This window comes from Marinobacter sp. EhC06 (genome assembly GCF_001650915.1).
Taxonomy (GTDB): domain Bacteria; phylum Pseudomonadota; class Gammaproteobacteria; order Pseudomonadales; family Oleiphilaceae; genus Marinobacter.
Map to the genome: position 1 here is coordinate 1 of NZ_LXYO01000036.1, position 21,810 is coordinate 21,810.

16 protein-coding genes are annotated in these 21,810 nt (G+C 51.6%); 10 read left to right on the forward strand and 6 right to left on the reverse strand.

Translation table 11 applies throughout. The features are described from left to right. Positions 1–510: 510 nt before the first annotated feature. Complete coding sequence (locus A8B84_RS19110; RefSeq protein WP_138103151.1) at positions 511–1,020, reverse strand: antitoxin Xre/MbcA/ParS toxin-binding domain-containing protein; 510 nt, start codon at positions 1,018–1,020, stop codon at positions 511–513. Between the two features lie 152 nt (positions 1,021–1,172). Here A8B84_RS19110 and A8B84_RS19115 point away from each other — a divergent pair, with 152 nt between their 5' ends. Genes A8B84_RS19115 through A8B84_RS19125 form a run of 3 tightly spaced genes read left to right on the forward strand, consistent with a single transcriptional unit; the run spans position 1,173 to position 7,347 of the window. Continuing rightward, a complete protein-coding gene (locus A8B84_RS19115) occupies positions 1,173–1,712 on the forward strand; it encodes a hypothetical protein (protein ID WP_064229030.1) in 540 nt (179 codons plus the stop codon). Next, entirely contained in the window at positions 1,709–4,075 is a 2,367-nt protein-coding gene (locus tag A8B84_RS19120) for a site-specific integrase (protein WP_064229031.1), read from the forward strand. Before A8B84_RS19115 ends, A8B84_RS19120 begins: the two co-directional genes overlap by 4 nt. Further along, complete coding sequence (locus A8B84_RS19125; RefSeq protein WP_064229032.1) at positions 4,072–7,347, forward strand: site-specific integrase; 3,276 nt, start codon at positions 4,072–4,074, stop codon at positions 7,345–7,347. The genes A8B84_RS19120 and A8B84_RS19125 overlap by 4 nt, the downstream gene beginning before the upstream one ends. A gap of 28 nt (positions 7,348–7,375) precedes the next feature. Here A8B84_RS19125 and A8B84_RS19130 read toward each other — a convergent pair whose 3' ends face one another. From A8B84_RS19130 to A8B84_RS19150, 5 genes are all read right to left on the reverse strand, one after another. Next, positions 7,376–7,696 carry a helix-turn-helix domain-containing protein gene (locus tag A8B84_RS19130; protein ID WP_064229033.1) on the reverse strand — a complete coding sequence of 107 codons (321 nt, stop codon included), beginning with the start codon at positions 7,694–7,696 and terminating at the stop codon, positions 7,376–7,378. Between the two features lie 95 nt (positions 7,697–7,791). Further along, positions 7,792–8,721: an HD domain-containing protein gene (locus A8B84_RS19135; RefSeq protein WP_064229034.1), complete on the reverse strand. Its 930-nt coding sequence runs from the start codon at positions 8,719–8,721 to the stop codon at positions 7,792–7,794. Then, positions 8,718–9,002, reverse strand: a complete 285-nt coding sequence (locus A8B84_RS19140) for a hypothetical protein (RefSeq protein ID WP_064229035.1) — start codon at positions 9,000–9,002, stop codon at positions 8,718–8,720. Before A8B84_RS19140 ends, A8B84_RS19135 begins: the two co-directional genes overlap by 4 nt. Beyond that, positions 8,999–10,204, reverse strand: coding sequence for an Arm DNA-binding domain-containing protein (locus A8B84_RS19145; protein WP_064229036.1), 1,206 nt, complete (start codon positions 10,202–10,204; stop codon positions 8,999–9,001). The genes A8B84_RS19140 and A8B84_RS19145 overlap by 4 nt, the downstream gene beginning before the upstream one ends. Next, positions 10,197–10,433, reverse strand: coding sequence for a hypothetical protein (locus A8B84_RS19150; RefSeq protein WP_064229037.1), 237 nt, complete (start codon positions 10,431–10,433; stop codon positions 10,197–10,199). The genes A8B84_RS19145 and A8B84_RS19150 overlap by 8 nt, the downstream gene beginning before the upstream one ends. A gap of 151 nt (positions 10,434–10,584) precedes the next feature. Between A8B84_RS19150 and A8B84_RS19155 the strand changes: the two genes are divergently transcribed. The 7 genes from A8B84_RS19155 to A8B84_RS19185 all read left to right on the forward strand — a co-directional run bounded on the left by A8B84_RS19155 (position 10,585) and on the right by A8B84_RS19185 (position 21,572). Then, positions 10,585–10,791 carry a helix-turn-helix domain-containing protein gene (locus A8B84_RS19155; protein ID WP_064229038.1) on the forward strand — a complete coding sequence of 69 codons (207 nt, stop codon included), beginning with the start codon at positions 10,585–10,587 and terminating at the stop codon, positions 10,789–10,791. A gap of 30 nt (positions 10,792–10,821) precedes the next feature. Continuing rightward, positions 10,822–11,736, forward strand: a complete 915-nt coding sequence (locus A8B84_RS19160) for a restriction endonuclease (protein ID WP_064229039.1) — start codon at positions 10,822–10,824, stop codon at positions 11,734–11,736. 142 nt (positions 11,737–11,878) lie between these two features. Continuing rightward, entirely contained in the window at positions 11,879–14,686 is a 2,808-nt protein-coding gene (locus A8B84_RS19165) for a DEAD/DEAH box helicase family protein (RefSeq protein ID WP_064232344.1), read from the forward strand. Then, positions 14,683–16,290 (forward strand): restriction endonuclease subunit S, encoded by a 1,608-nt coding sequence (locus A8B84_RS19170; RefSeq protein WP_064228484.1) that lies wholly within the window; start codon positions 14,683–14,685, stop codon positions 16,288–16,290. The genes A8B84_RS19165 and A8B84_RS19170 overlap by 4 nt, the downstream gene beginning before the upstream one ends. Positions 16,291–16,354: 64 nt before the next feature. Further along, the gene (locus A8B84_RS19175) at positions 16,355–17,353 is read left to right on the forward strand and encodes an AAA family ATPase (protein WP_064228483.1); all 999 of its coding nucleotides are present in this window, start codon (positions 16,355–16,357) and stop codon (positions 17,351–17,353) included. Positions 17,354–17,368: 15 nt separating this feature from the next. Then, on the forward strand, positions 17,369–19,867 hold the full coding sequence (locus tag A8B84_RS19180; protein WP_064228482.1) for a S8 family peptidase: 2,499 nt from the start codon (positions 17,369–17,371) through the stop codon (positions 19,865–19,867). Positions 19,868–20,084: 217 nt separating this feature from the next. Continuing rightward, positions 20,085–21,572, forward strand: a complete 1,488-nt coding sequence (locus tag A8B84_RS19185; protein ID WP_064228481.1) for a class I SAM-dependent DNA methyltransferase — start codon at positions 20,085–20,087, stop codon at positions 21,570–21,572. Positions 21,573–21,810: the final 238 nt, after the last annotated feature.

Here is a 21,810-nt window from a genome sequence, read left to right on the forward strand (position 1 = left end):
CTGAGGTCTACTTTTGAACCCCGCTAAAAATGGGGGGATTACCGAGGCAACTTGAACCGCTGATTCAAGTTTTTCGCAGTTCGTACGACAATAGGAGGGTTTGTTAGTTGGCTGTCGAGTTCAGATCAGTCGATGTGGGTGGCACCTTTTGAAAGGTTTCCATTGATTGGATTCAATTCATAGACATTACATAGTGGTCGGTGTTAATCCTGAAGGTGGTTTTCACTACCGCCGCCTATACATATCGAAGTGAGGGTTTTAGAGGACTGGGAGGCAGATAATGACTTTAGAAACCGGCGTGTTAGTCTCTATGGCAATCGGAGTGCTGGGAGGCGCAGTTCTCACTGGCTGGTGTCTTTATTCCCGATATTGTGAAAAGAGAAGCTCTAAAGAATGAGGCCTTCTTCGACTTGCAAACCATGATTAGCTAACCTGACCAAGCTCACGAAGACTCGGAATATCCAGGGTGGCTGCTGCTTGTGGGATCCGAATAATTCGGTGTTCGACTCTTTAGCTGAAGTCACCAAATTCAATTTTGTCTGCCAAACTTTTCACCCAGCGACGCCCTTCATACGTATCGAATAAATCTATGGGTTTTGCTCCGCCTAGCGTTGGCAAGCTGGAGTGAAGCCATTGTTTTGCTAATTCAGCAGACTCCCAGACTTGGCAAATCCGGTCCAGAGCACGAATGGTGTCCAAAAGGATCTCTGAGCTTTGGCGGTTAAGCGACGTATCGCTGCAGTATTCCTCGAGGCCAGAAATATCCGTGCCCATCGCATGCTCAAACAGGCTCTGTTCATCAAATTGATCCAATGCCCGCCTAAGAACCTTACCCGATACGCCCTGCTGGAGAATGGCAATAAATCGAGCGGGGTTGTTGAAGATGTTCGGATCGAGGCCAAGCTCGGTCGTGTTGATGCGCGAGGGAGATTTCACAGCAATCCTTATCGTTGAGCGTGCATCACAAAGAACAGAACCTTTACCATCATACAGATTGCTATGAATCTGCAGCCGACGCAAACAGATCTTTAAACTCGAAATTTCCCTCAGCCAGTACCCGGCCCTCTGCAATAAACCCCTCAAAACACACGTGCGTTATGCGCCTTAAAGCATTTGAGTTTCATGATAATGAATGTGACCAAAGGTCATTATTCCTAGCTTTGAGGGACACAATGGAACGTAACAATCTGAAATATCGCCGGGTTCGGGCCAGGAGCATTGTCATTGCTCCTGGCTTGTCGGTAGGTCTCAAAAATCTTTTCGCTGACCGCCGTTATAGAGTCAGAGATCTTTGCAGGGTGCCAAATGAGAAAATTGTTCAGTACGTGGAATTGCATCCACCTGTGGTGCTTAAGCATGGTCGTGTTTTTCATGCGATTGCCAACCTCCGGTCTGTGGACCTTCTTGCCTATCTGGACCACAAAGAAAAAGTATCGGTTTTGGTGCACGAAGAGATCCCGCGAGAGCAACTGGCTGAAATGGTTGTGGCATGGGAGTTTGGAAAGCTGGCCTTCGATGCGTTTGATCCATCTAACTTTGCACAAACGGCATTGGCTCTCTGGCTGCAGCTTCAAAAACGGGATAGCTGCCCTTCCTTTATCCGAACCAAGCAAAAGCTGGCGAGGTTTCTCTCGGTAAATCGCAGAAAGTTTTCTGTAATAGGAGGCCTGCCTCAGCTTGAATCAAAATTCTCTGGGCGGGGGGATGCATGATGCCTGATTCGCAGACCGTCATTACAGAGGAATCCCGTCTATTGCATGGACTAATTCATCCACCGCAAGACTGCCGCAGTATCACTAAGGTCGCGCCACTGGCAGCTGAAATACTGGATGTTATGCGATCAATGCCATTGCCTTTGTTGGGGCTGGGTGACCTTGCAGGCCGATTGGATTCGATGATTGAGCTTTGCAAGGTCATTGAGCGAGCAGGAGCTGACATGCCGGCTGAATGGCATGAGAAGACGGGCTTTCCTCGCGGCTCATTCATCACCGAGTATCCCGTCTACGCCGCTCTAGAGCACGTCTCAAAACGTGCTAATTATTCAGTCGCTCGAGTGGTATTGTCAGCGCACGTAATGCTTGCCGTGTACTTAGGCCAGCCAAAACCTCCGGCGTCTGGCGACTTCCGACCAATCCCAGATCATAATGTTTTGGCTGCTTGTCGCGAAATCCGATTATTGCCCGAAAAGTTCCTTGCGCTATTTGGTGATGTTCCCTATGACCGGGACTGCTTCTATACCGGTTTGGAAGCATTCATCAGGTCATGCCCTCCAGGTGTTCCCCAAACAATTTTGGCGCGTTTCCGCAACATCCGTCGCGTCATTGGCTTGGCAAAAGGCGTGGAACACCCGGAGAAGCGCAACAGACAAGCCAATGGCCCCCGCTCATTTATTGATGTGTCCTGGCGATCTGATGAAAGTGGAATAGATCGTGACGACGGACTCCGCTCGGAAGGCGCGCTGAGCCTTTCAGCATTTGCCGGTTCAGATGAGGCGACTTTGCATGAAGCCGTCAACGAAGGCCTCCCCGCCTCTGATGTCATCAGTGTGCACACGATTCGATGCTCGGACACACGATATCCGGTAGGAAGAGGCTTGAATTCTGTGCACGGACTATACCGGCAGCGAGCGGTATCGAATCAGATCAAACGGCAGGCCCAACTGTTATCGGGTCGCTGGGAGCAATTGGGCGAACTGGACATTGTTGTTTTTTTACAGTGGGTAGAGCGATCATCTGATCCTTCCGCACTGGCGTTGTTGATAAGTTTTGTCACGGGTAGATCTTTGGATGTTGTGACGAGTACTAGGCTTTATAGCAGAGACGCGCAGATTCCAATGTCTCATTCGGGTGCTCACATCTCGATATCACTGGAGTCCAAAATCTGGATATCCGGACCTCCAATGCCCGATAGGAAGCGTCCCATTCGAGCTAGCTGGCATAAAAATCTGGTTGCTACAACGGAAAACCTGGTATTGCCGATCCCGGATTTGTTGTGGGATGCGTTACTTCAGAAACTGGGGCATACCCCGAGAAATTGGACTGGCAACTTATTTACCAAATCTCAGCGCACCTCAGTAACATTAAACGCGAAACAAGCATTGCTTGATGCAACAAAACGCTCTGACATCGGGTTAACCGTGACTCGATTGCAACGGCATCTATTCAATGTTCTGACAAATGGTCGTGGCGATGTGGCTGATGCGACTCTCATAACCGGTATTCTGCCACCATTCGGTCAATCCAGCGCAACCTATTACTACAATGCTGACTGTAGTCATCTCGAAAGTGTTTACCTGGATGCAATGGCTCGCATTCCGGGGTTGCAGAGCCTGGCTGGAGAGTCCATGCGACAGAGCTCCTTGCGAGAGGAAGCGATTGGGTCTCCGTTTTGTCCCCGACCTGACCGGCTACCCGACTTGGTCAGCGACCTGAAAGGGAATCTGCAGAGGCATAGATTTACGCCACCCTCACGGCAATCACTGGCAGATTTTCATAACAGCTACGTTATCTACACATTATTCTTTCTGGCTTTTGCTACGGGGTATCGGAGTGTTAAATTTCCTGTTTCGCGAGAGACCGATATCGACTGGGAAACTGGTTTCTTAGTGATCGCTGATAAAATTGGCGATGACATGAGCCATTCACGATTGGTGCCGCTGGCGCCAACAGTAATCAATCATCTTCGCCAATATCAACGTCATCGTGAAGCACTAATTCGCCGACTCTGGGGACTTTACAAACAGCAAGCTCCCTCACATTTCCTGTTCTTCCTAAATAGGCGGAATAACTCGATAGCCCCAGTCACTCCGACGACAATCCGGGCTCATGCCCAGTGGGCATTTGATTTGCCGCTTAATAGCAATCGTCATTTCCTGCGCAGTGAGCTTCGTGCCCGTGGTGTGCCGGGTGAGTTGGTCGATGTGTTCATGGGGCACTGGTCCAACGGCCAAGAACCGCATGGCCATTTCTCGAGCTTTTCCTATCGGGATTACCGTCGTCAGGTCGTCCCAGTTATGGAAAATATACTAGCTGAGATGGGGTGGGAGCCAGTTGAAGGTATTGGAGGTGAGGTATGAGCGCGAAGCTGAAGATACCTATCAGCTCTGACCCTTTTGGTGATGAGTATCGCAAGCTCAATAGATTCACGCCGGATAAAAAAGCCCGTGAAAAAAATGCGGCAATAGAGGTGGTGCAGCGAGAATTTCCGGAGATCTTTACGCCAACAGAAAACAAGGTCGTGCCAGACACGCTCGTTGACGCCCTGTTTAAGGCGGCCTGCGGTGACTTGCCCGGCCAGGAAAAGCGCGTTCGGCATAATACACTGGTGAAACTTCTCCGAGATAAGGTAAGAAACCACAACTGGATCCTCAACATCCCAGGTTACGCTCTCATGGAGCAGGGGGTGAAGGCCATCGCGCATCCGGAATCGTTCGCAAGGCTCCGACCATACCGAGCACTGGACGAGGTGTTTATGGAGTCGCTGATGGCCCCGACACCTGCTCCCAACCAGCTCGACGAAAAGCTTCGGCAGTATGAGGCAGGCCAACTCCTTTTCTCCATGATCAGTCGGGGTGGGCTACATCATAGCCATTGGTTGCAGGCTGCGGTGGATAGACTTCCTCAAGGGGTGGAGGGTCACGAACAATCGGTCTGGATCGATCTTCATAGTGGGGTAACGCTACGGCGTTGGTTTCCGGATCCCATCAGTGCTCTTCTCATTCGACGATGGTGCCGTCGATGGGAGCGGCAGTGGCCTGATGCTTCACTCGAGCAATTGCTTAAAGTGTTTCTGGCATCAGTAACCGATTCCGCGATGGCTGTGCCGGTCAGTTTGGACTTCTTGCTGAATACTGCTGCAACGGCCTCTAGCATCGATCAATTCGGGTTTATCTACAATTACCAAACGACACGGAACGCCAACGTATCGTTGCCCGAGACTGCATGGTGGCGGCTTATAACTAAGAGAGTTCCTCATGGCGCCGATGGTGCACCCCGCGAGCCAATTCGCTTGTCATCTTGTACACCCAGCGTGGATGCCTTGGAGCTCGTGGGAGAGTGCACAGAAGATGGTCTGGCCAGATTGCAGCGCGTCCAAAAAGCTCTGCGCCCAACAGAGAACGGCAAGACTCGCAGTAGAAAAATGATCACTAAAGCTCTATCTGAAGTCGCGGAAAATAAGCGATTGGCGCCGATCGTGCGAGTACTCAGCCTATGGTGTCGAGCTCTGATTAACCGCCATCAGACAAACGGGAAGAAGAAACTGAAGGTGAGTTCAGTGCGAACCTATCTCTCGAGGATCGGGCCGCCACTCGCAGTAACGCTTGCGGGCACCAAGGATCTCAACGAACTAGAAGAAGACGATTGGGAGTATTTGTATGGGGAGTTGATTTCGACCACCAAATCCCGGACTCACCAACTGAATAGGGCCATTGTCGTACAACAGTTCCATCAGTTTTTGGTTGATCGTTTTGCGTTGCCAGAAGCATATATAGAGCGCGTCTCAGGAGAGAATCGGCGCGTCGATGCGGAGATGTTGACGCCGGCAGAGTATATGAGGGCTCTGCATCTTCTTCGTTTACACACCACTTGCCCCCGGTTGATGAGGATTCAAAGACTTGTACTTATTCTAGGGTTTCGATGCGGGCTCCGACGCGGTGAAGTTCAAAAGATTCAGCTCCGAGACCTTCCCGGGGTCTGTGAGCCTGAACTTGATTATCCTCAGTTATTGATTCGCCCCAGTGCATTCGGGAGCGTAAAGACCAATGCGGGCATAAGAAAATTGCCGCTGACTGTCTTGTTGACCCCAAATGAGTTGAGAGAGCTGCGCTATTGGACCCAACAGCGCCTGTCAGAACAGACGTCGCCCCGGCCGATGGAACTGCTGTTTTGTGAGCGTCATCAATCCCATCGGGTTTTGTCATCGTCGGAATTGTTCGCGCCGATTCAGGAGGCAATGCGCGCAGCGTCTGGTGCGGTCCTGAGGTTCCATCACCTGAGGCATTCATTCGCGACGTTTACTGGCCTGCGATTGTTGGAGTCTGCTCCCGGAGCATTAATGCGCGAAGAATGGGCAATGGATGATGAGGGTGAAATCGTGATGCCGCACTGGGGCGAGGATTTTTCTGCGTTGGCTGAACTGGCGTCAGCCGGTACAGCAACAGGAAAGCGTCTCTGGTTGCTAGGGCAATGGTGTGGTCACGTCACACCTGGCGAAACACTAAGAACTTATATTCATTTGATCGACTGGGTGAGCTACCAAGGACGTCTAGCTGTCGAGGAGACACAACTCAGCCTTCCACAGCAGGCCTATTTGCTAGGTATCAGCCTTCAATCTGTTTCCAGATTCAGGTCCCGAAAAGCGATGAAAGGGCCGACGAATGCCAGCGATTTGCTTTATGCAGCAAATGCTCAGTGGCCCGATGGTTGTCGAAAATCGAGGACCTGCAAACTAAAAATCTATCGAACTCCAGCGGTTCCGAGTCACGTATTGGATGAAATTGTAAAGCCTCGCATTTCCGCGATGCAGCTCTACAACATTTTCCAAAAAATCGGTGTCCTTCAAGCTCGTGGAAAGAGCGAGACGGAGGCCATAGAGAAAGCTGCCGCGTACTATGGTCAGAACTTGGAGGCAGTGACGAAATGGCATCGTAGGGCCATGAAAATGATGAACGACCCGTCCGATAAAAAGGCCTTCATCGATCACACTATTGAGTCTGGGAGAGACGTCGTAGCTAACTGCATTCACCGGCGTTGGTCGGCACATCATCAAGATCAAACACCAAACCCATTTTTCGAGAACTCCCCAAAACTTGGTACTACACGTCCAGAATTGAATCAGTGCCCTGCGCCACCGACACCCCATATCGCTCAGGAATACTGTGAAATCATCTTTGATCGGTTAGTGTCTTGGTCCGAATCAGAGCCGAAAGCATTTAGTGCGGCTATGAACGCGGTTCAGAACGCTATGCAACGGAGCCATCAACAGATTTCCTTTCGCTCCGACGTTAATAAAAAGCGATATCGGCAATTGCTCCGGGAAGCGCAACTGTGTCGATTGATTCGAGTGCGTGTCAAGGCTCCCCCTAATCGGAATTTCACAATGACAGACTTGAAGCAACATTGGTCTGAGGAGTTCGGTGTTAGTCAGGCTCGGGTTCTCCTGCTAAATGAGCGAGCCAGAAGCGACCGGAGAGAGTGGGGTGTTAGTCAAATCGAGATTATCCCGGATGTTCGGCTTGGTGATGCATGCAGACAGATGACGATGAGTACCGTCAGGTTCGCAATGTTTGCTGCCGCGGTTGTTTTCGAAGGGGAATTGGAAATTGACTGTAAGAGGCGGTTGCTCTGATAGCCGTGCCTGAGACAGAGGGTGGGTTCTATGAACGTTTGTGTTTGCTCACCAAGGCGCTAAGTGACCCAGGCCGATACAGGGCCAGTAGCCTCTCTTGCATGGCAAAAAGCTCGTCGAGCTTCTGTTCAATGCGCTTCAGCCGCTCATCGTTCAGCGGCTGCTTTGGGCCAGCGTCAACGCTAATGTTCGTGCTGACTGAGAGTGCATCCATTTTTCGGATAAGTCGCCGGTGGTTTTTACCTGTCTTGTACGGTAGCTGCCCATCGTTCATGCGCCGATAAAGCGTTTTTGCGCTGCAACCTGCGATTTTGGCGGCTTCTTGAACGTAAAGGTATTCATCTTTCATTTGAATAGGGTTCTCTTTATGTAATGGGACATGTCACAGGACGGTTCTGGGACACAGTCAGGACTTGGGGCCTGACTGTGTCCGACGGTGGTGGGTCACAACGAAACCCGGCTTGGTAGCCAGAAGCGGCTTGGTGGGCCGAATCCCTTCGTTTTGGCGAAACGCTGCCAGTGTGGGCGCTCTGAAAAAACCCGGGCCCGAACCTGAAGCGCAGAATTCATACGGTCGGCATAGGAAATCGCCATAAGGCCCGGCAGCAGAGGCCGCTGGCCTTCCGGTATGGCCGGTGAACTCAGCAGGTACCGGATTGCCAGCGCCCCATCCGGCCACTGACCATCCAGCCACGCCAAGGCCTCTGCCAGGATTTCCAGCGTCCACTGTTCATGTCTCAGAACAAACCCGGCAGCGGTTTTACCGTCTTCATCGAAACAGCGGATCTTGCCGATGTCGTGCATCAACCCGGCTATAGCACACAGCCACGCCTCTCGATCATCCATATCGGGCAGGGCCTGCAGAGTCAGTTTCGCCACCGCCAGGCTGTGTTCGGCAAGTCCTCCCAAAAAGGCATGATGATGGTCTGCACTTGCTCGGGCGCGAAAAAAGGGAATGCCGATGTCGGGACGTCCCAGGACCTGCCACGTGAACTGTCTCAGGACTGGGATGGGACACGTCCTGACCCAGGTCTCTGCATCATCAACGAGGTCTGGCCTCGCCAGGTGCGAGCCCGGCAGGTGATCCAATGTATCCAGAGAATTTAAACGGTTGAGCTTGCACCCCTTAACGGGCTCCCCCACCGATGACTGGGGTGGCTCGAACACCAGTTGAACGGCTCCCCAGCTGATATCCGGAAGCGGATCACCCTGGCTGCCCGGTTCAAAGATTGCATCAATTTCTTCGTAGCGGTTTTGCAGAGACATTTTCAAGGTGGCTCGACCAAAGTTCGCCTCCAGAATGGCCACCTCTGTAATGGTGCCGATAAAGGTGCTCAGCCCCTGCTTTGTCTCCACAGAGTTAAGACCTGTCATAGGTTGGCCTCCATACGTAGCAGTTCACGCTCAAGGCGATCCAGCAGCCAGGGCAGCAAAAGTCGGACGCCTTCGTCATCAGGTGTCATCAGGGTGTTCTTGATCCAGGTCTCCAGCGCTTGGGTGTTATTCCTTTCCCAGCCAAAGCCGAGGAAACAGACCAGGGAGTCATCCTGAGGGATACGCAGGCAAGCCTGCAGTGCCCTGGCGAGTCGACCCAATACAGCGCGAGGTGGCAGTTGGCAGTGCTCGGAGACGTACATAGCTGGGTGGCTGCTCATGTCTGGTCCTCCTCGATCAGTAATTCAGACTCGGTGCTGTTTACCATCTCTCTGGCAAGCAGTCGCTCAAAAGCAGATCCGTCTCGTCGAGTCAGGTTGGGCACGTAACGCGAGTACACCCGGAACAGCATTTCTGTCGTTGTATGACCCATCTGGCGTGCAATCCACTCCGGATTCTCGCCTGCGGCCAACCACAACGTGGCAGCCGTATGCCGTGTTTGGTAAGGACGCCGCTTCCGCAAACCAAGGTGGCGGAGCAGGGGATACCAGACCCGCTTGGTGACATTGTTGTGATTCAGCGGGCCGCCCGTTCGGGTACAGAAAACAAAGTCCATGTTCCCCGTTGCTTTCTTCTGATCGTTCAGCGCATCTATGGCCAGCTGAGACATTTCAATCGTGCGGAAGGAGCCATCATTTTTGGTGTACTCCAGACGCCCTTGGACCAGGGCCTGGCGAACCAGAATCTGGCGACGCTTGAAATCCACGTGGTCCCACTGGAGCCCGTCGATTTCACCGGTGCGCATCCCGGTGAAGAAGCGAACGGTATAGTAGTTCCTGAAATCAGGCCGGACCGTCTCAATGATCTGTTTCACTTCATCGATACTGAACGGCTCCACATCCGTCCGCGGCACCTTCAGTGATTTAATCCCATGATAGGGTGAGCTAAACTCAAAGCGGTTGGCCGCTTCGCTAAGGATCATGCGCAAAGGCGTCATGATTCGGTTGATACGACTGGCTGAAAGACTGTTTCCGCTCCGGGTTGTAACTTTGGCGAGTGAGGCCCGGAAATCAAGAATGTCTTTCTTGGTGATGCGGCCAACCTCTTTTTCCCCGAAATAGGGGTTGAGGTAGTTTTTCAGTGTTCCCTCCACAGTCTCGATGTGTGACTGGCGCCACTGGATTTTCATCTCGTTCAGCCAATCACCGGAGAAATCCCGGAACAGCGTCGTTTCTTGATACCCCACAGCGGCGTTGCGGAAGGCAGTTGCAAACTTCTCTATGTTGGGACTGTTCGGAAAGTAGTTTCCGTACTCAAATGACCCGAGAGTGATTTCAGCCTCAATCCTTGCAAGGATCTTTTCGAGCTGTTTCCGGTTCTTGGGGGTGTCTGGCAGAGCAGTCTGTTCCCTGCAGCGTTTTCCCTGGAATCGGAAGTCGAAGCAAAGCTTGCCGGTTTCAGGCCTCGTAACAATCTTACCCACGGCACACCCCTCCCCGAGCCATTGGCACAGCAAAAGCAGCATTACTTGCTTGGTCGTACATGTCTTTTTCCACCCGCTCCCAGATATAGAGAATTTTTCGCCCACCGAAAGGACGGATGTAGTGAATGCCCTCTAGCAGCACGCTATCCTTCAAACGCTCGCGGATCGTGCGAGCGTCATATTTGATTCGCTGGGACAGTTCTTCGGTAGTCAGATACTCCTGTGACATAGCTTTTCACCTCTGCTATCGTTCAGTGCTGGAGGACATACCGCATGACTAGCGCCTCAAAATGTCCTCCTGTAGATCATTATGCACTCATAAAGACCTTTTGCAAGTCTTTTTGATCTCCTGTGGGTTAATTTGTTCTTTGGTGGGCCAAATGATTAAGTGCCATCTGTCTAAGCTGATGGGCGAGAAGAAACTTAAGATTGTCGATGTGGCGAGAGAAACTGGGGTTAACCGGGGCACGGTCACCCGGCTTTATCACGAGACAGCGAGTCGTGTGGAGCTCGAAACTATTGAAGCCCTGTGCCGATATCTGGGCTGTGACGTTGGTGATTTGTTCGAGTTTGTAGACGAGCAGTAAGCAAAGTTCTGGCAGGGAGTAGTACAGGCAATGGCGATACCTGATTTTCAGTCAGTCATGCGTCCGGTTCTTCAAACAGTTAGCGACGGGCAGGCCCGAGCGTTGGCCGATGTGCGCGAGGCCGTGAAAGAAGCTTTTGAGCTGTCAGAGGAAGAGCGGAAAGAGCGTCTGCCATCCGGCAATCAGACGGTAATCAACAACCGGGTGGGTTGGGCAAGGACATACCTCAATAAAGCCGGACTTCTTACAATTCCGGAAAGAGGCATGGTGCAGATCACCGAGCGCGGCCAGGATGCGTTATGCAATGGACCCGAGCGCATCAGTGTTGCATGGTTAAAACAGTTTCCCGAGTTCCATGATTTCCATACCCAGAAACCAAAACCTGTCAGCGATTCCTTGAAGCCATTGGACGACACCATTGAAGAGGCTACGCCTGACGAGCAGCTTGCCTCTGCGCACCAGTCTTTGATGGAAAACCTTGCCGACGAAGTGCTGGATAGCATCCGCAAAGCATCACCATCTTTTTTCGAAAAGCTGGTCGTCGACCTAATGATCTCCATGGGCTATGGCGGCTCCAGGAAAGAGGCAGGGCAGGCCACACAAACGACCAACGATGATGGAATTGACGGCATTATAAAGGAAGACAAACTTGGCTTGGATACCATCTACCTTCAAGCCAAACGCTGGACGAATACGGTCCATCGCCCAGAAATTGACAAGTTCATTGGTGCTCTTACCCGGCAACGTGCCCGAAAAGGTGTTTTCCTGACCACATCCGATTTTTCATCTGGTGCTCGCGATGCGGCCGCTGGACTGGATATGAAGGTTGTTCTCATCGATGGGCGCGAACTGGCTCAGCTCATGATCGAGAACAACCTGGGCGTCAATGTGAAGGATGTTTACGAGGTCAAACAGGTCGATACCGACTATTTCATTGAAGAGTGACGCTCTGTTTTCAGAGCTTGTATTCGCAGCTATCTGGCCAGAAATGGCAGATGCGTCGCTCGAATAAGTACAGCTGGAGTAGCGCGCGAGCCACGCTCACAATGATAGGGCTCGGCAAGGATAAGTAAATAAGGAAGTACGCATGGTCAATCAAAATCCGGAACAAAAAGCCCGAGACGAGATAGATCAGCTCCTCGCAAAGGCTGGCTGGGCTGTGCAGGACAAGAAAAAGATCGATTTTTCTGCCTCACTTGGGGTGGCTGTGCGCGAGTACCAAACTGACGTTGGTCCGGCCGACTATGTTCTCTTCGTGGAAAAACAAGCCGTTGGTGTAATCGAAGCCAAGCCGGAGGCCTGGGGTGAGAAAATCACCATCGTCGAAGACCAGTCCCAGGGCTACGCTAACGCCACGCTGAAGTGGGTCAACAACAGCCAGCCTCTGCGCTTTGTGTATGAAAGCACCGGCGTGATTACCCGTTTTACCGATGGCAACGACCCACACCCGCGTTCACGGGAAGTGTTCAACTTCCATCGCCCCGAAACATTGGCAAAATGGGTACATGAACCCAAAAGCCTTCGTGCCCGATTACAGGATTTTCCGCCGCTGAACACCACCGGCCTGCGGGACTGCCAGATTACTGCTATAACCAATCTTGAAGAATCGTTAAAGCAGGATAAACCCCGCGCTCTGGTACAGATGGCCACGGGCTCGGGAAAAACCTTTACCGCTATTACTTCCAGCTACCGTTTATTGAGAGAGCCGGTCAGTGCCAACCGAATCCTGTTTCTGGTAGACACCAAAAACCTGGGCGAACAAGCCGAACAGGAATTCATGAGCTTTTTGCCTAACGACGATAACCGGAAGTTCACCGAGCTCTACACGGTCCAGCGCCTGAAAAACCAGTTCATTGTCAAAGATGCCCAGGTGTGTATCAGTACTATTCAGCGTATGTACTCCATTCTCAGGGGCGAACCGTTGGAAGAATCACTGGAAGAGCAGAACCCGGCGGAGCAATTCACCCGGCCTAAAGAACCCTTGCCGGTGGTCTATAACGACAAGATTCCCCCCGAGTTTTTCGACGTTATCATCATTGATGAATGTCACCGCTCCATCTACAACCTGTGGCGTCAGGTGTTGGAATATTTCGATGCCTATCTGGTAGGGCTGACCGCCACACCCGATAACCGCACCTTTGGTTTCTTCCGCAAAAACGTGGTTAGCGAGTACGACCACGAAAACGCCGTGGCGGATGGCGTTAACGTTGGCAACGAAGTTTATGTGATTGAAACCGAGAAAACTCAGAAAGGCGGCGAGATTACCGCCAAACAGCAGGTGGAAAGGCGCGAACGTAGCACCCGCCGCAGGCGCTGGGAAACCCAGGATGAGGACGAAACCTACACCGCCAAGCAACTGGACCGGAATATTGTTAACCCCGACCAGATTCGCACTGTGCTTCGTGCCTTCAGGGATGCCTTGCCCAGCATTTTTCCAGGCCGAGACGAAGTCCCGAAAACGCTGATTTTCGCCAAAACCGACAGCCACGCCGACGACATTATTCAGACGGTGCGAGAGGAATTTGGTGAGAGCAATCAGTTCTGCAGAAAGGTCACCTATCGGGTGGCCAACGACAAACTGGATGCTGACGGCAACGTGATCGAAAAAGGCGAAGACCCTAAATCCGTACTCGCCCAGTTTCGTAATGACTACTACCCGCGGATCGCCGTGACAGTGGATATGATCGCCACTGGTACAGATGTTAAAGCGCTAGAATGCCTGCTGTTCATGCGGGATGTGAAGAGCAAGAACTACTTCGAACAAATGAAAGGTCGGGGCACCCGAACTCTGGATAAAGATAGTTTGAAAAAGGTCACGCCATCTGCGCAAGGCGCCAAAACCCACTACGTGATTGTGGACGCCATCGGCGTGACTAAATCCCTGAAAACCGCTAGCCAACCACTGATCACTAAACCTAGCGTTCCTATGAAAGACCTGGCCATGGGCGTAATGATGGGCGCCAGCGATACGGATACGGTATCTTCCCTGGCTGGACGTTTGGCAAGACTGGACAAACAGCTGGACGACAAAGAGCGTGCCCGCATCGCCGGGAAAGCGGGCGGTATACCCCTGTTGACGATTGTAGGTGAACTGTTCAATGCCATTGATGGCGACCGGGTAGAACAAAAAGCCTTGGAAATTGTCAGCCAGCCAGCGGGAACAGACCCCGGCGACAGCGCCCGTGATCAGGCCCAGAAAGAACTGGTAAGACAGGCTGCCAATGTGTTCAGCGGCGATTTGATCGACCTGATCGATAGCATCCGCCGAGATAAGGAACAAACCATTGTCCACGACGACCTGGATAATATAATCACCGCCGAATGGGCTGGTGAAACCACCGACAATGCCAAAGCCCTGGCGCAGGAGTTTGCCGACTACCTTCAGGGGCAGTCAGACAACATTGACGCTTTGAGCATCTACTTCCATACCCCTGCCAGGCGCAGCGAAGTGACTTACCCCCAAATCAAAGCCCTGTTGGAACAGCTCAGGCAGGAACGGCCAAAGCTCGCGCCATTGCGCGTCTGGCAGGCTTATGCCCACCTGGACAATTACAAAGGCGAGAATCCATTGAGTGAGCTCACCGCCCTGGTGGCACTGATACGCCGCGTATGCGGCATCGACCCGGGAATCAGAACCTTTGGCAGCACTGTCAGAAAGAACTTTCAGGACTGGGTCATGAAATACCACGCCGGTGGTAGCGACAAATTCAACGAACAGCAAATGGCCTGGCTGCACCTGATCCGCGACCACATTGCCAGCTCATTCCACGTCGAGCGGGATGATCTGGATATGGCTCCGTTTGATGCCCAGGGTGGGTTGGGGCGGATGTACCAGTTGTTTGGGGAGCGGATGGACTGGGTGATGGGTGAGTTGAATCGGGAGTTGGTGGCGTGACGTCGTTTTTTGATTCAGAGCTACCGCCAAATTGGGAGCTATTGCCAATCTCTGAAGTGGCTGAAGTCAATCCAAAATTTGATAAGCGAGGTATCGCTGATGATCTTGAGGTCACTTTTATCCCGATGCCTGCCGTTGAGGCAGAAACTGGCTTTATCGACGCATCTGGGGTCCGTTGTTTTGGGCAAGTGAAGAAAGGCTACACTGGGTTTCTTGAAGGTGATGTGCTCTTCGCAAAGATTACACCTTGCATGGAAAACGGAAAAATGGCTGTCGTGCCAGCGATGAAAAATGGTGTTGGTTTTGGCTCTACAGAGTTCCATGTATTAAGGCCTGGGCCGAATCTCGATTCGAAATTTCTTTACTACTTTGTCTCTTCCAAGCAAGTCAGGTTTGATGCCGAGCACAACATGAGTGGAGCCGTTGGGCAAAAGCGTGTTCCTGCCGCTTACCTTGTTGGGTACCGGATTCCCGTTCCTTCTATAGATCAGCAAAAGCGCATTGTTTCGAAAATCGAAGAAATCTACTCCGAACTGGACAACGGAATCTCCGCGCTGAAAACCGCCCGCAAACAGCTCAAAGTCTATCGACAGGCCGTGCTCAAACACGCTTTTGAGGGCAAGCTCACCGCCAAATGGCGGGAGAAGAATGCTGGCAAGCTGGAATACCCGCAACACATTGTGGCCCGTATTCAGTGGGAGCGTGAGGCCCGTTATCAGCAGCAGTCGGAGGATTGGAAGGCTGCAGTCGAACTTTGGAAAGCGAATGGCAAGCTAGGAAGAAAGCCAGGCTCCCCTAAAAAGCTGGATGTGCCAGAAGCAATTAAGTTGCCTCTGGGTCATTACTTGGCCGATATGCCGAAAGAATGGGTATGTATCAAGGCTAGGCACCTTTGCGACTTCATTACTAAAGGAACAACACCTGCGAAATCTGAGCTTTTTAGTGGCGAAGGAGATGTTCCATTTATAAAAGTTTATAATCTCACGAAAAGTGGAAGACTAGACTTTACGATAGACCCAACATACGTCACTAATGATGTTCATCAACGGTTTCTGTGCCGCTCAAAAGTCTTCCCTGGTGATGTGCTAATGAATATCGTAGGCCCGCCACTAGGGAAGGTCTCTATAGTTCCCGATAGCTTTAAGGAATGGAATATAAACCAGGCAATTGCTATATATCGTAGTAAAATATTAAAGCCAAAGTATTTGTCGGAATTCCTTTTATTTGAAAAAACTGTAAATTTCATGATGGCTCAGTCGAAAGCAACTGCAGGACAATTTAATCTTACTTTAGAAATTTGTAGAGAGTTGCCTATTCCTGTGCCCTCTATGGAAGAGCAGTACGAAATAGTAAGTAGGATTGAAGAAAAGCTTTCCAATCTGGATTTTTTATCAATTGAAATTGAACGCCAGCTTTCAAAGTCGGAAACCCTCCGTCAATCCATCCTGAAAAAAGCTTTCTCCGGCCAACTGGTCCCTCAAGATCCCGACGACGAGCCGGCCAGCGAACTACTGGATCGAATCAGGGCAGAGAAACAGAAGGGAAAACAGACAGGAAGAGCCTCGGCGCAACCCTATGGTTCGAGCCTCCGGGAGGCGACCTGATGTTTATGTTTCAGCTTCCTTGGCCTGCTGCGTACAATAGTGCTCCGATAAGAGGTGCTATCTAATGGCCAGTGCAGATCAACTCAAAGCGCTACTCCGTTCCCATCTAGAGGGTGACGACACCCGCTTCTATTCCATTGCGATGCAGGTGGCGGCCCGCGAGGCCAAGATGGGCCACGGAAAGCTCGCCGAGGAACTTCGTACACTGATTGATCAGGCGAAGTCTCGCCAAGTCACGTCATCAGAATCCAGGACCGTACCCATAAGCAAGCCGCGCGGTGAGTTGGCCAATCTGTTAACGGTCAGCTATCCGAAAAATCGTCTGGTCGACATGGTGTTGGCGGATGATCTGGAGCAACAGCTTGAGCGCATTATTCGGGAACAGCGTCATGCGGCTGAAATTCTGTCTCACGGTCTACAACCAAGGCGTAAATTACTTCTGGTTGGCCCCCCGGGAACGGGTAAAACAATGACAGCATCAGTGCTGGCCGGCGAGTTGGGCCTGCCGTTGTTTGAAGTGCGCCTGGATGGTTTGATGACTAAGTTTATGGGTGAAACCGCAGCAAAGCTCCGGCAGATTTTCGAGGCAACCCAGCAGGCGCGGGGTGTTTACTTCTTCGATGAGTTTGATGCCATCGGCTCACAGCGAGGGCTGAATAATGATGTGGGTGAAGTCCGGCGAATACTGAACAGCTTTCTTCAAATGATCGAGCAGGATCAATCCCATAGCCTGATAGTTGGCGCCACAAACCATCCTGAAATTCTGGATAATGCTCTTTTCCGCAGGTTTGATGACCTTCTGCATTACGAACTTCCAGATGAGAAACACATCGCCAACGTTTTAAGAACTAGGCTAAAAAACCGGGCCGTTAAAAATATTTCGTGGAAACGGCTGGCATCAAAGGCTGTTGGCTTGAGTTATGCGGAGCTCACCAGGGCGGCGGATGAAGTGTTGAAGACCGCGTTGATTGACCGTAAAGACATGATTTCTGAAAAAGATGTTTGCCTGTCTCTTGAAGAGCGTAGGAGCCTATCGAATAGACTGGGTGGTGAAAGCTTTTAAAAATAAGGATGTTGCATGCCGGTAAATGAGGGGAATAACCGCTCGCATTTCATTTTGCGGAATAATGGTAAGTCAGAAAGCTTTACTTCACCGGGTCAGGGCGGCGGCGGAGTATCCGTACCGAATCGTGACCGTCAGGCCCACGGTAATGCCTTGCTGGGTAAACTTCAGAGTCTTCACCCAACCCTCACAGATGCAGTTGAGCAACAACACCAGGCTGGTATAGAGGAAGGTGTCGGTTTACAGATCGAGTTCGAAGGTTTTCCTGATGTTGAGCTGGCTTTCGAGTCTTTAGCGCGTGAAAGGTCAGGTATTGAATTACGAAACGTCAGGTATGACGACGACAGGGTGTTCGCCACTGTTTTTGTGCCAGAGGGTAAGCTGGAAGTTTTTGAAAAGCTTGTTGCTGGTTATCTGGATGAATCGAAAGATACAAAAAATGGACCCAAAAGCAGCAATTTGCTGAACACGATTGCTGAGATTCGGGCTGCTACTCTGCAGGCCCTATGGACCGACGCGCTTGATGCCATGCCTGCCTCTGATGACGAACATCTTTGGTGGGAAGTCTGGCTTCCCGTGCGTAAAAATCGTCAAGCCGTAATCGACCAGTTTCGGAAAATGGCAGCTGGGTTGCGTTTTAAAGTTGCCTCCGGCGAGCTCTATTTCCCTGAGAGAACTGTGTTGCTGGTTTTTGGCTCGGTAGAACAAATGAAACGCTCGGTTATGACCCTCAACACCATTGCCGAGTTGAGGCGAGCCAAGGAAACGGCAGACTTTTTTGACTCGTTGCCGCCTCCCGAGCAAAGGGAGTGGGTGGACGAGTTGAACGCAAGGATAACTTTGCCGGGTGAGGATGCAGACGCTCCTCATGTTTGTTTGTTCGATACTGGGGTGAATAATAGGCACCCGCTACTTGCCAGAGCATTGTCAAACTCTGACATGCACAGCGTAGAACCCGGCTGGGGATTAGAAGATCACGATGGGCATGGGACAGGTATGGCCGGGATTGCCTTAATGAGTAATCTTACGGGCGTCCTGGAGGGTAATGAACCGCTTACTGTCACCCACAGACTCGAATCTGTGAAGTTGATTCCGGCAAACGGGGCCAATGGCGGTGATCCTGAACATCATGGGTATCTAACAGCAGAGGCTGTTGCGCGCACTACTATTCGCGCACCGGAGCGCAAACGTGTTTTCAGTATGGCCATTACCGCCGAAGATAACCGGGATCGTGGTCGCCCATCGGCCTGGTCTGCGACGTTGGACAGGCTGGCCTGCGATGCCGATGAGCAGGGTGAGACACCAAGATTGTTCGTCGTTTCTGCCGGGAATATTCGGGACCCAAACGCCTGGATGGAGTACCCGGACAGCAATTCGACCGATGCGATTCATGATCCGGCGCAAGCATGGAATGTGCTCACTGTTGGCGCGATGACCCGCCTTGCTAACATTACAGAGCCAGATGCCAGCCACTACGAACCTATTGCTGAACCTGGCACTCTCAGCCCATTTAGTACCACCTCTCAAACTTGGCAGTCTCACTGGCCACTAAAGCCTGATGTCGTTTTCGAGGGTGGAAACGCCGCAAAGGATGGGGTTGGCGCGGCATGGATGCCAAGCTTGAGTTTGCTTACGACGAATGCTCAGATCAATGAGCGACTCTTTACCACAACTAATGCAACGAGCGCCGCATCAGCGTTGGCAGCGAGGATGGCAGCGCAATTAATGGCTGATTATGCGGAATTACTCCCCGAGACGATTCGCGGCCTGATTGTGCATTCTGCCGAATGGACAGATGCTATGAAGCGAATGTTTTTGCCAGTTCGTGGTAAACCGACCAAAGCACAAATGGCCAGTCTGGTGAGACATTGCGGATTTGGCGAACCTGATTTGGCCAGAGCGTTGTGGAGTGTTGATAACTCTTTAACGATGGTATGCGAGGAGAAGCTTCACCCATTCAAACGGAAAAAAGGGAGCGACCCTCAACTCAGGGATATGAATTTGCATCGCCTGCCTTGGCCGCTTGCGGAGCTTGAGGCTTTGGGCGAAACGGAGGTTGAAATGAGGGTAACTCTTTCATACTTCATAGAGCCCAATCCTTCCGCGCGTGGCGTGACTTCTCGTTATCGGTATGAGTCCCACGGCCTGCGTTTTGATGTGAAGCGTCCGCTGGAGAGCGATGACGATTTCAGGGCACGAATCAACGTGGCCGCGAGGGAAGCCGAGGAATATTCGAGTTCTGGCCAAAGCGATTCTGCCTGGTTGCTTGGCAAGAGTAATCGCCATAGGGGCTCGCTTCATTCTGATACATGGAGAGGCAGCGCCGCTGAGCTGGCCAGCCGGGGTGTTATTGCGGTTTATCCGGCCCTTGGCTGGTGGAAAACCAGGCCGGCATTGGGCCGCTACAATCAGGCAGTGAAGTACTCACTGGTGGTATCCATCAGGGCTCCGGAAGTTGATGTTGATTTGTATACCCCAATTGCCAATCAGATTGGTGTGCCGGTGGTTGTATAGTAATCACCCAGCGGTTGATCACACACATGGTCCATCGAGTCAGCGAACAATTAAATGGACCAAGTCGGTTTCAAGCAGAGCCCAAGTAAGAATCCGGCAATTGTGGTTGACGCTTACTCACTTGAACTCAAATGGTTGGTGACCTCCGAAACCGAACCTAAAAGTACCGTATCACTGAATCAGGCAGGTAATTGCTTGCCCTCAAGGAACGTCATTAATGAATACTTCGTCCATTGTTTCCCGTGTCTGGAGCTTCTGCACCACCTTGCGTGACGACGGTGTGGGTTACGGCGACTATCTGGAACAGCTGACTTATCTGATCTTTCTGAAAATGGCGGACGAGTACAGCAAACCGCCCTATAACCGTGATGTTGACATTCCGCAGAAATACAGCTGGCCGGTTCTTACCAGTAAGAAGGGGGCAGAGCTGGAGGTTCTCTATGTTGAGCTGCTACGAGAGCTGGGGAAGCATAGCGGTATGCTGGGGCAGATTTTTACCAAGGCTCAAAACAAGATACAGGACCCGGCCAAGCTTTACCGGCTGATCGATATGATCGATAGCACCCAATGGGTGATGATGGGGTCCGATATAAAAGGGGATATCTACGAGGGGCTGTTGGAGCGCAATGCGGAAGACACGAAATCCGGCGCCGGCCAGTATTTCACGCCACGACCACTGATTCGCGCCATGGTTGAGTGTTTACGGCCGGAGCCGGGTAAAACCATTGCTGACCCTTCCTGTGGCACCGGAGGCTTTTTCTTGGCAGCCTACGACTTTCTTACCAATCCGGAAAACTTCCAGCTCGATAAAGATCAGAAGCAGTTTCTAAAACACAGTACGTTTTTTGGCAATGAAATCGTCGCAAATACCCGTCGTCTGTGCCTGATGAATATGTTTCTGCACAACATCGGGGAGATCGACGGCGATAGCTTGGTTTCCCCGAACGATGCGCTGGTCGCCGCGAGCCCCGTCAATGTGGATTACGTGCTAGCGAATCCGCCTTTCGGGAAGAAAAGCTCCATGAGTTTTACCAATGAGGAAGGCGAGCAAGAAACTGATGAGCTGACCTATAACCGTCAGGACTTCTGGGCCACCACGTCAAATAAACAGCTCAACTTTGTTCAACACATCCGCAGTATGCTGAAAACCACAGGCAAGGCGGCTGTAGTTGTGCCCGATAACGTACTGTTTGAGGGCGGTGCCGGTGAAACCATTCGCAGGAAACTTCTGGAAAACACCACGCTGCATACCATTCTGCGTTTGCCCACGGGGATCTTCTACGCTCAGGGCGTGAAAGCAAACATTCTGTTTTTCGATAACAAGCCCGCTAGTCCCGATGCCTGGACGAAAGAAGTCTGGTTCTATGATTACCGCACCAACATCCACCACACCCTGAAGAAAAAGCCCATGCGATATGAGCATTTGGCTGACTTTATTAAATGCTATAACCCCCAGAATCCCAGCAAGCGAGTGGAAGCCTGGCATCCGGAAAACAATCCGGACGGCCGCTGGCGCAAATACGATTATGAGGAGTTGGTCGCGCGGGATAAAACCAGCCTGGATATTTTCTGGTTGAAGGACAAAAGTCTGACCGACCTGGATAACCTGCCGGAACCGGATGACCTTGCGGGGGAGATTATTGAAAATCTGGAGGCTGGATTGAACAGCTTTAGAGAGGTTCTTAGCGGGCTTTCCAAAGCATGAGCATTAAGGAGTGGAACTGGTGGGTACCAAGGGGCTGTTAGCTCATGGTGATTGCACGAGACCCCTGACGGCGCGAGAGACAGATTGCTTTCGACTGTTCTCTGTGTCCAAGCCAGTATTTTTCGGATTCAGTGCAAAGGTCAGAATTCTTAAGCCTCGAAAAATGTGCCAAAAGCTGTGGACACACCATGGACACAATTTGGACACAGGCTCGAATTCGTGTGCCAAACAGCACAAT

Excerpts from the sequence above, each read along its gene's own strand:
- A8B84_RS19115 (WP_064229030.1), top strand. The coding sequence starts at position 1,173 with ATGGAACGTAACAATCTGAAATATCGCCGGGTTCGGGCCAGGAGCATT.
- A8B84_RS19120 (WP_064229031.1), top strand. The coding sequence starts at position 1,709 with ATGATGCCTGATTCGCAGACCGTCATTACAGAGGAATCCCGTCTATTG.
- A8B84_RS19125 (WP_064229032.1), top strand. The coding sequence starts at position 4,072 with ATGAGCGCGAAGCTGAAGATACCTATCAGCTCTGACCCTTTTGGTGAT.
- A8B84_RS19130 (WP_064229033.1), bottom strand. The coding sequence starts at position 7,696 with ATGAAAGATGAATACCTTTACGTTCAAGAAGCCGCCAAAATCGCAGGT.
- A8B84_RS19135 (WP_064229034.1), bottom strand. The coding sequence starts at position 8,721 with ATGACAGGTCTTAACTCTGTGGAGACAAAGCAGGGGCTGAGCACCTTT.
- A8B84_RS19140 (WP_064229035.1), bottom strand. The coding sequence starts at position 9,002 with ATGAGCAGCCACCCAGCTATGTACGTCTCCGAGCACTGCCAACTGCCA.
- A8B84_RS19150 (WP_064229037.1), bottom strand. The coding sequence starts at position 10,433 with ATGTCACAGGAGTATCTGACTACCGAAGAACTGTCCCAGCGAATCAAA.
- A8B84_RS19155 (WP_064229038.1), top strand. The coding sequence starts at position 10,585 with ATGATTAAGTGCCATCTGTCTAAGCTGATGGGCGAGAAGAAACTTAAG.
- A8B84_RS19160 (WP_064229039.1), top strand. The coding sequence starts at position 10,822 with ATGGCGATACCTGATTTTCAGTCAGTCATGCGTCCGGTTCTTCAAACA.
- A8B84_RS19165 (WP_064232344.1), top strand. The coding sequence starts at position 11,879 with ATGGTCAATCAAAATCCGGAACAAAAAGCCCGAGACGAGATAGATCAG.
- A8B84_RS19175 (WP_064228483.1), top strand. The coding sequence starts at position 16,355 with ATGGCCAGTGCAGATCAACTCAAAGCGCTACTCCGTTCCCATCTAGAG.
- A8B84_RS19180 (WP_064228482.1), top strand. The coding sequence starts at position 17,369 with ATGCCGGTAAATGAGGGGAATAACCGCTCGCATTTCATTTTGCGGAAT.
- A8B84_RS19185 (WP_064228481.1), top strand. The coding sequence starts at position 20,085 with ATGAATACTTCGTCCATTGTTTCCCGTGTCTGGAGCTTCTGCACCACC.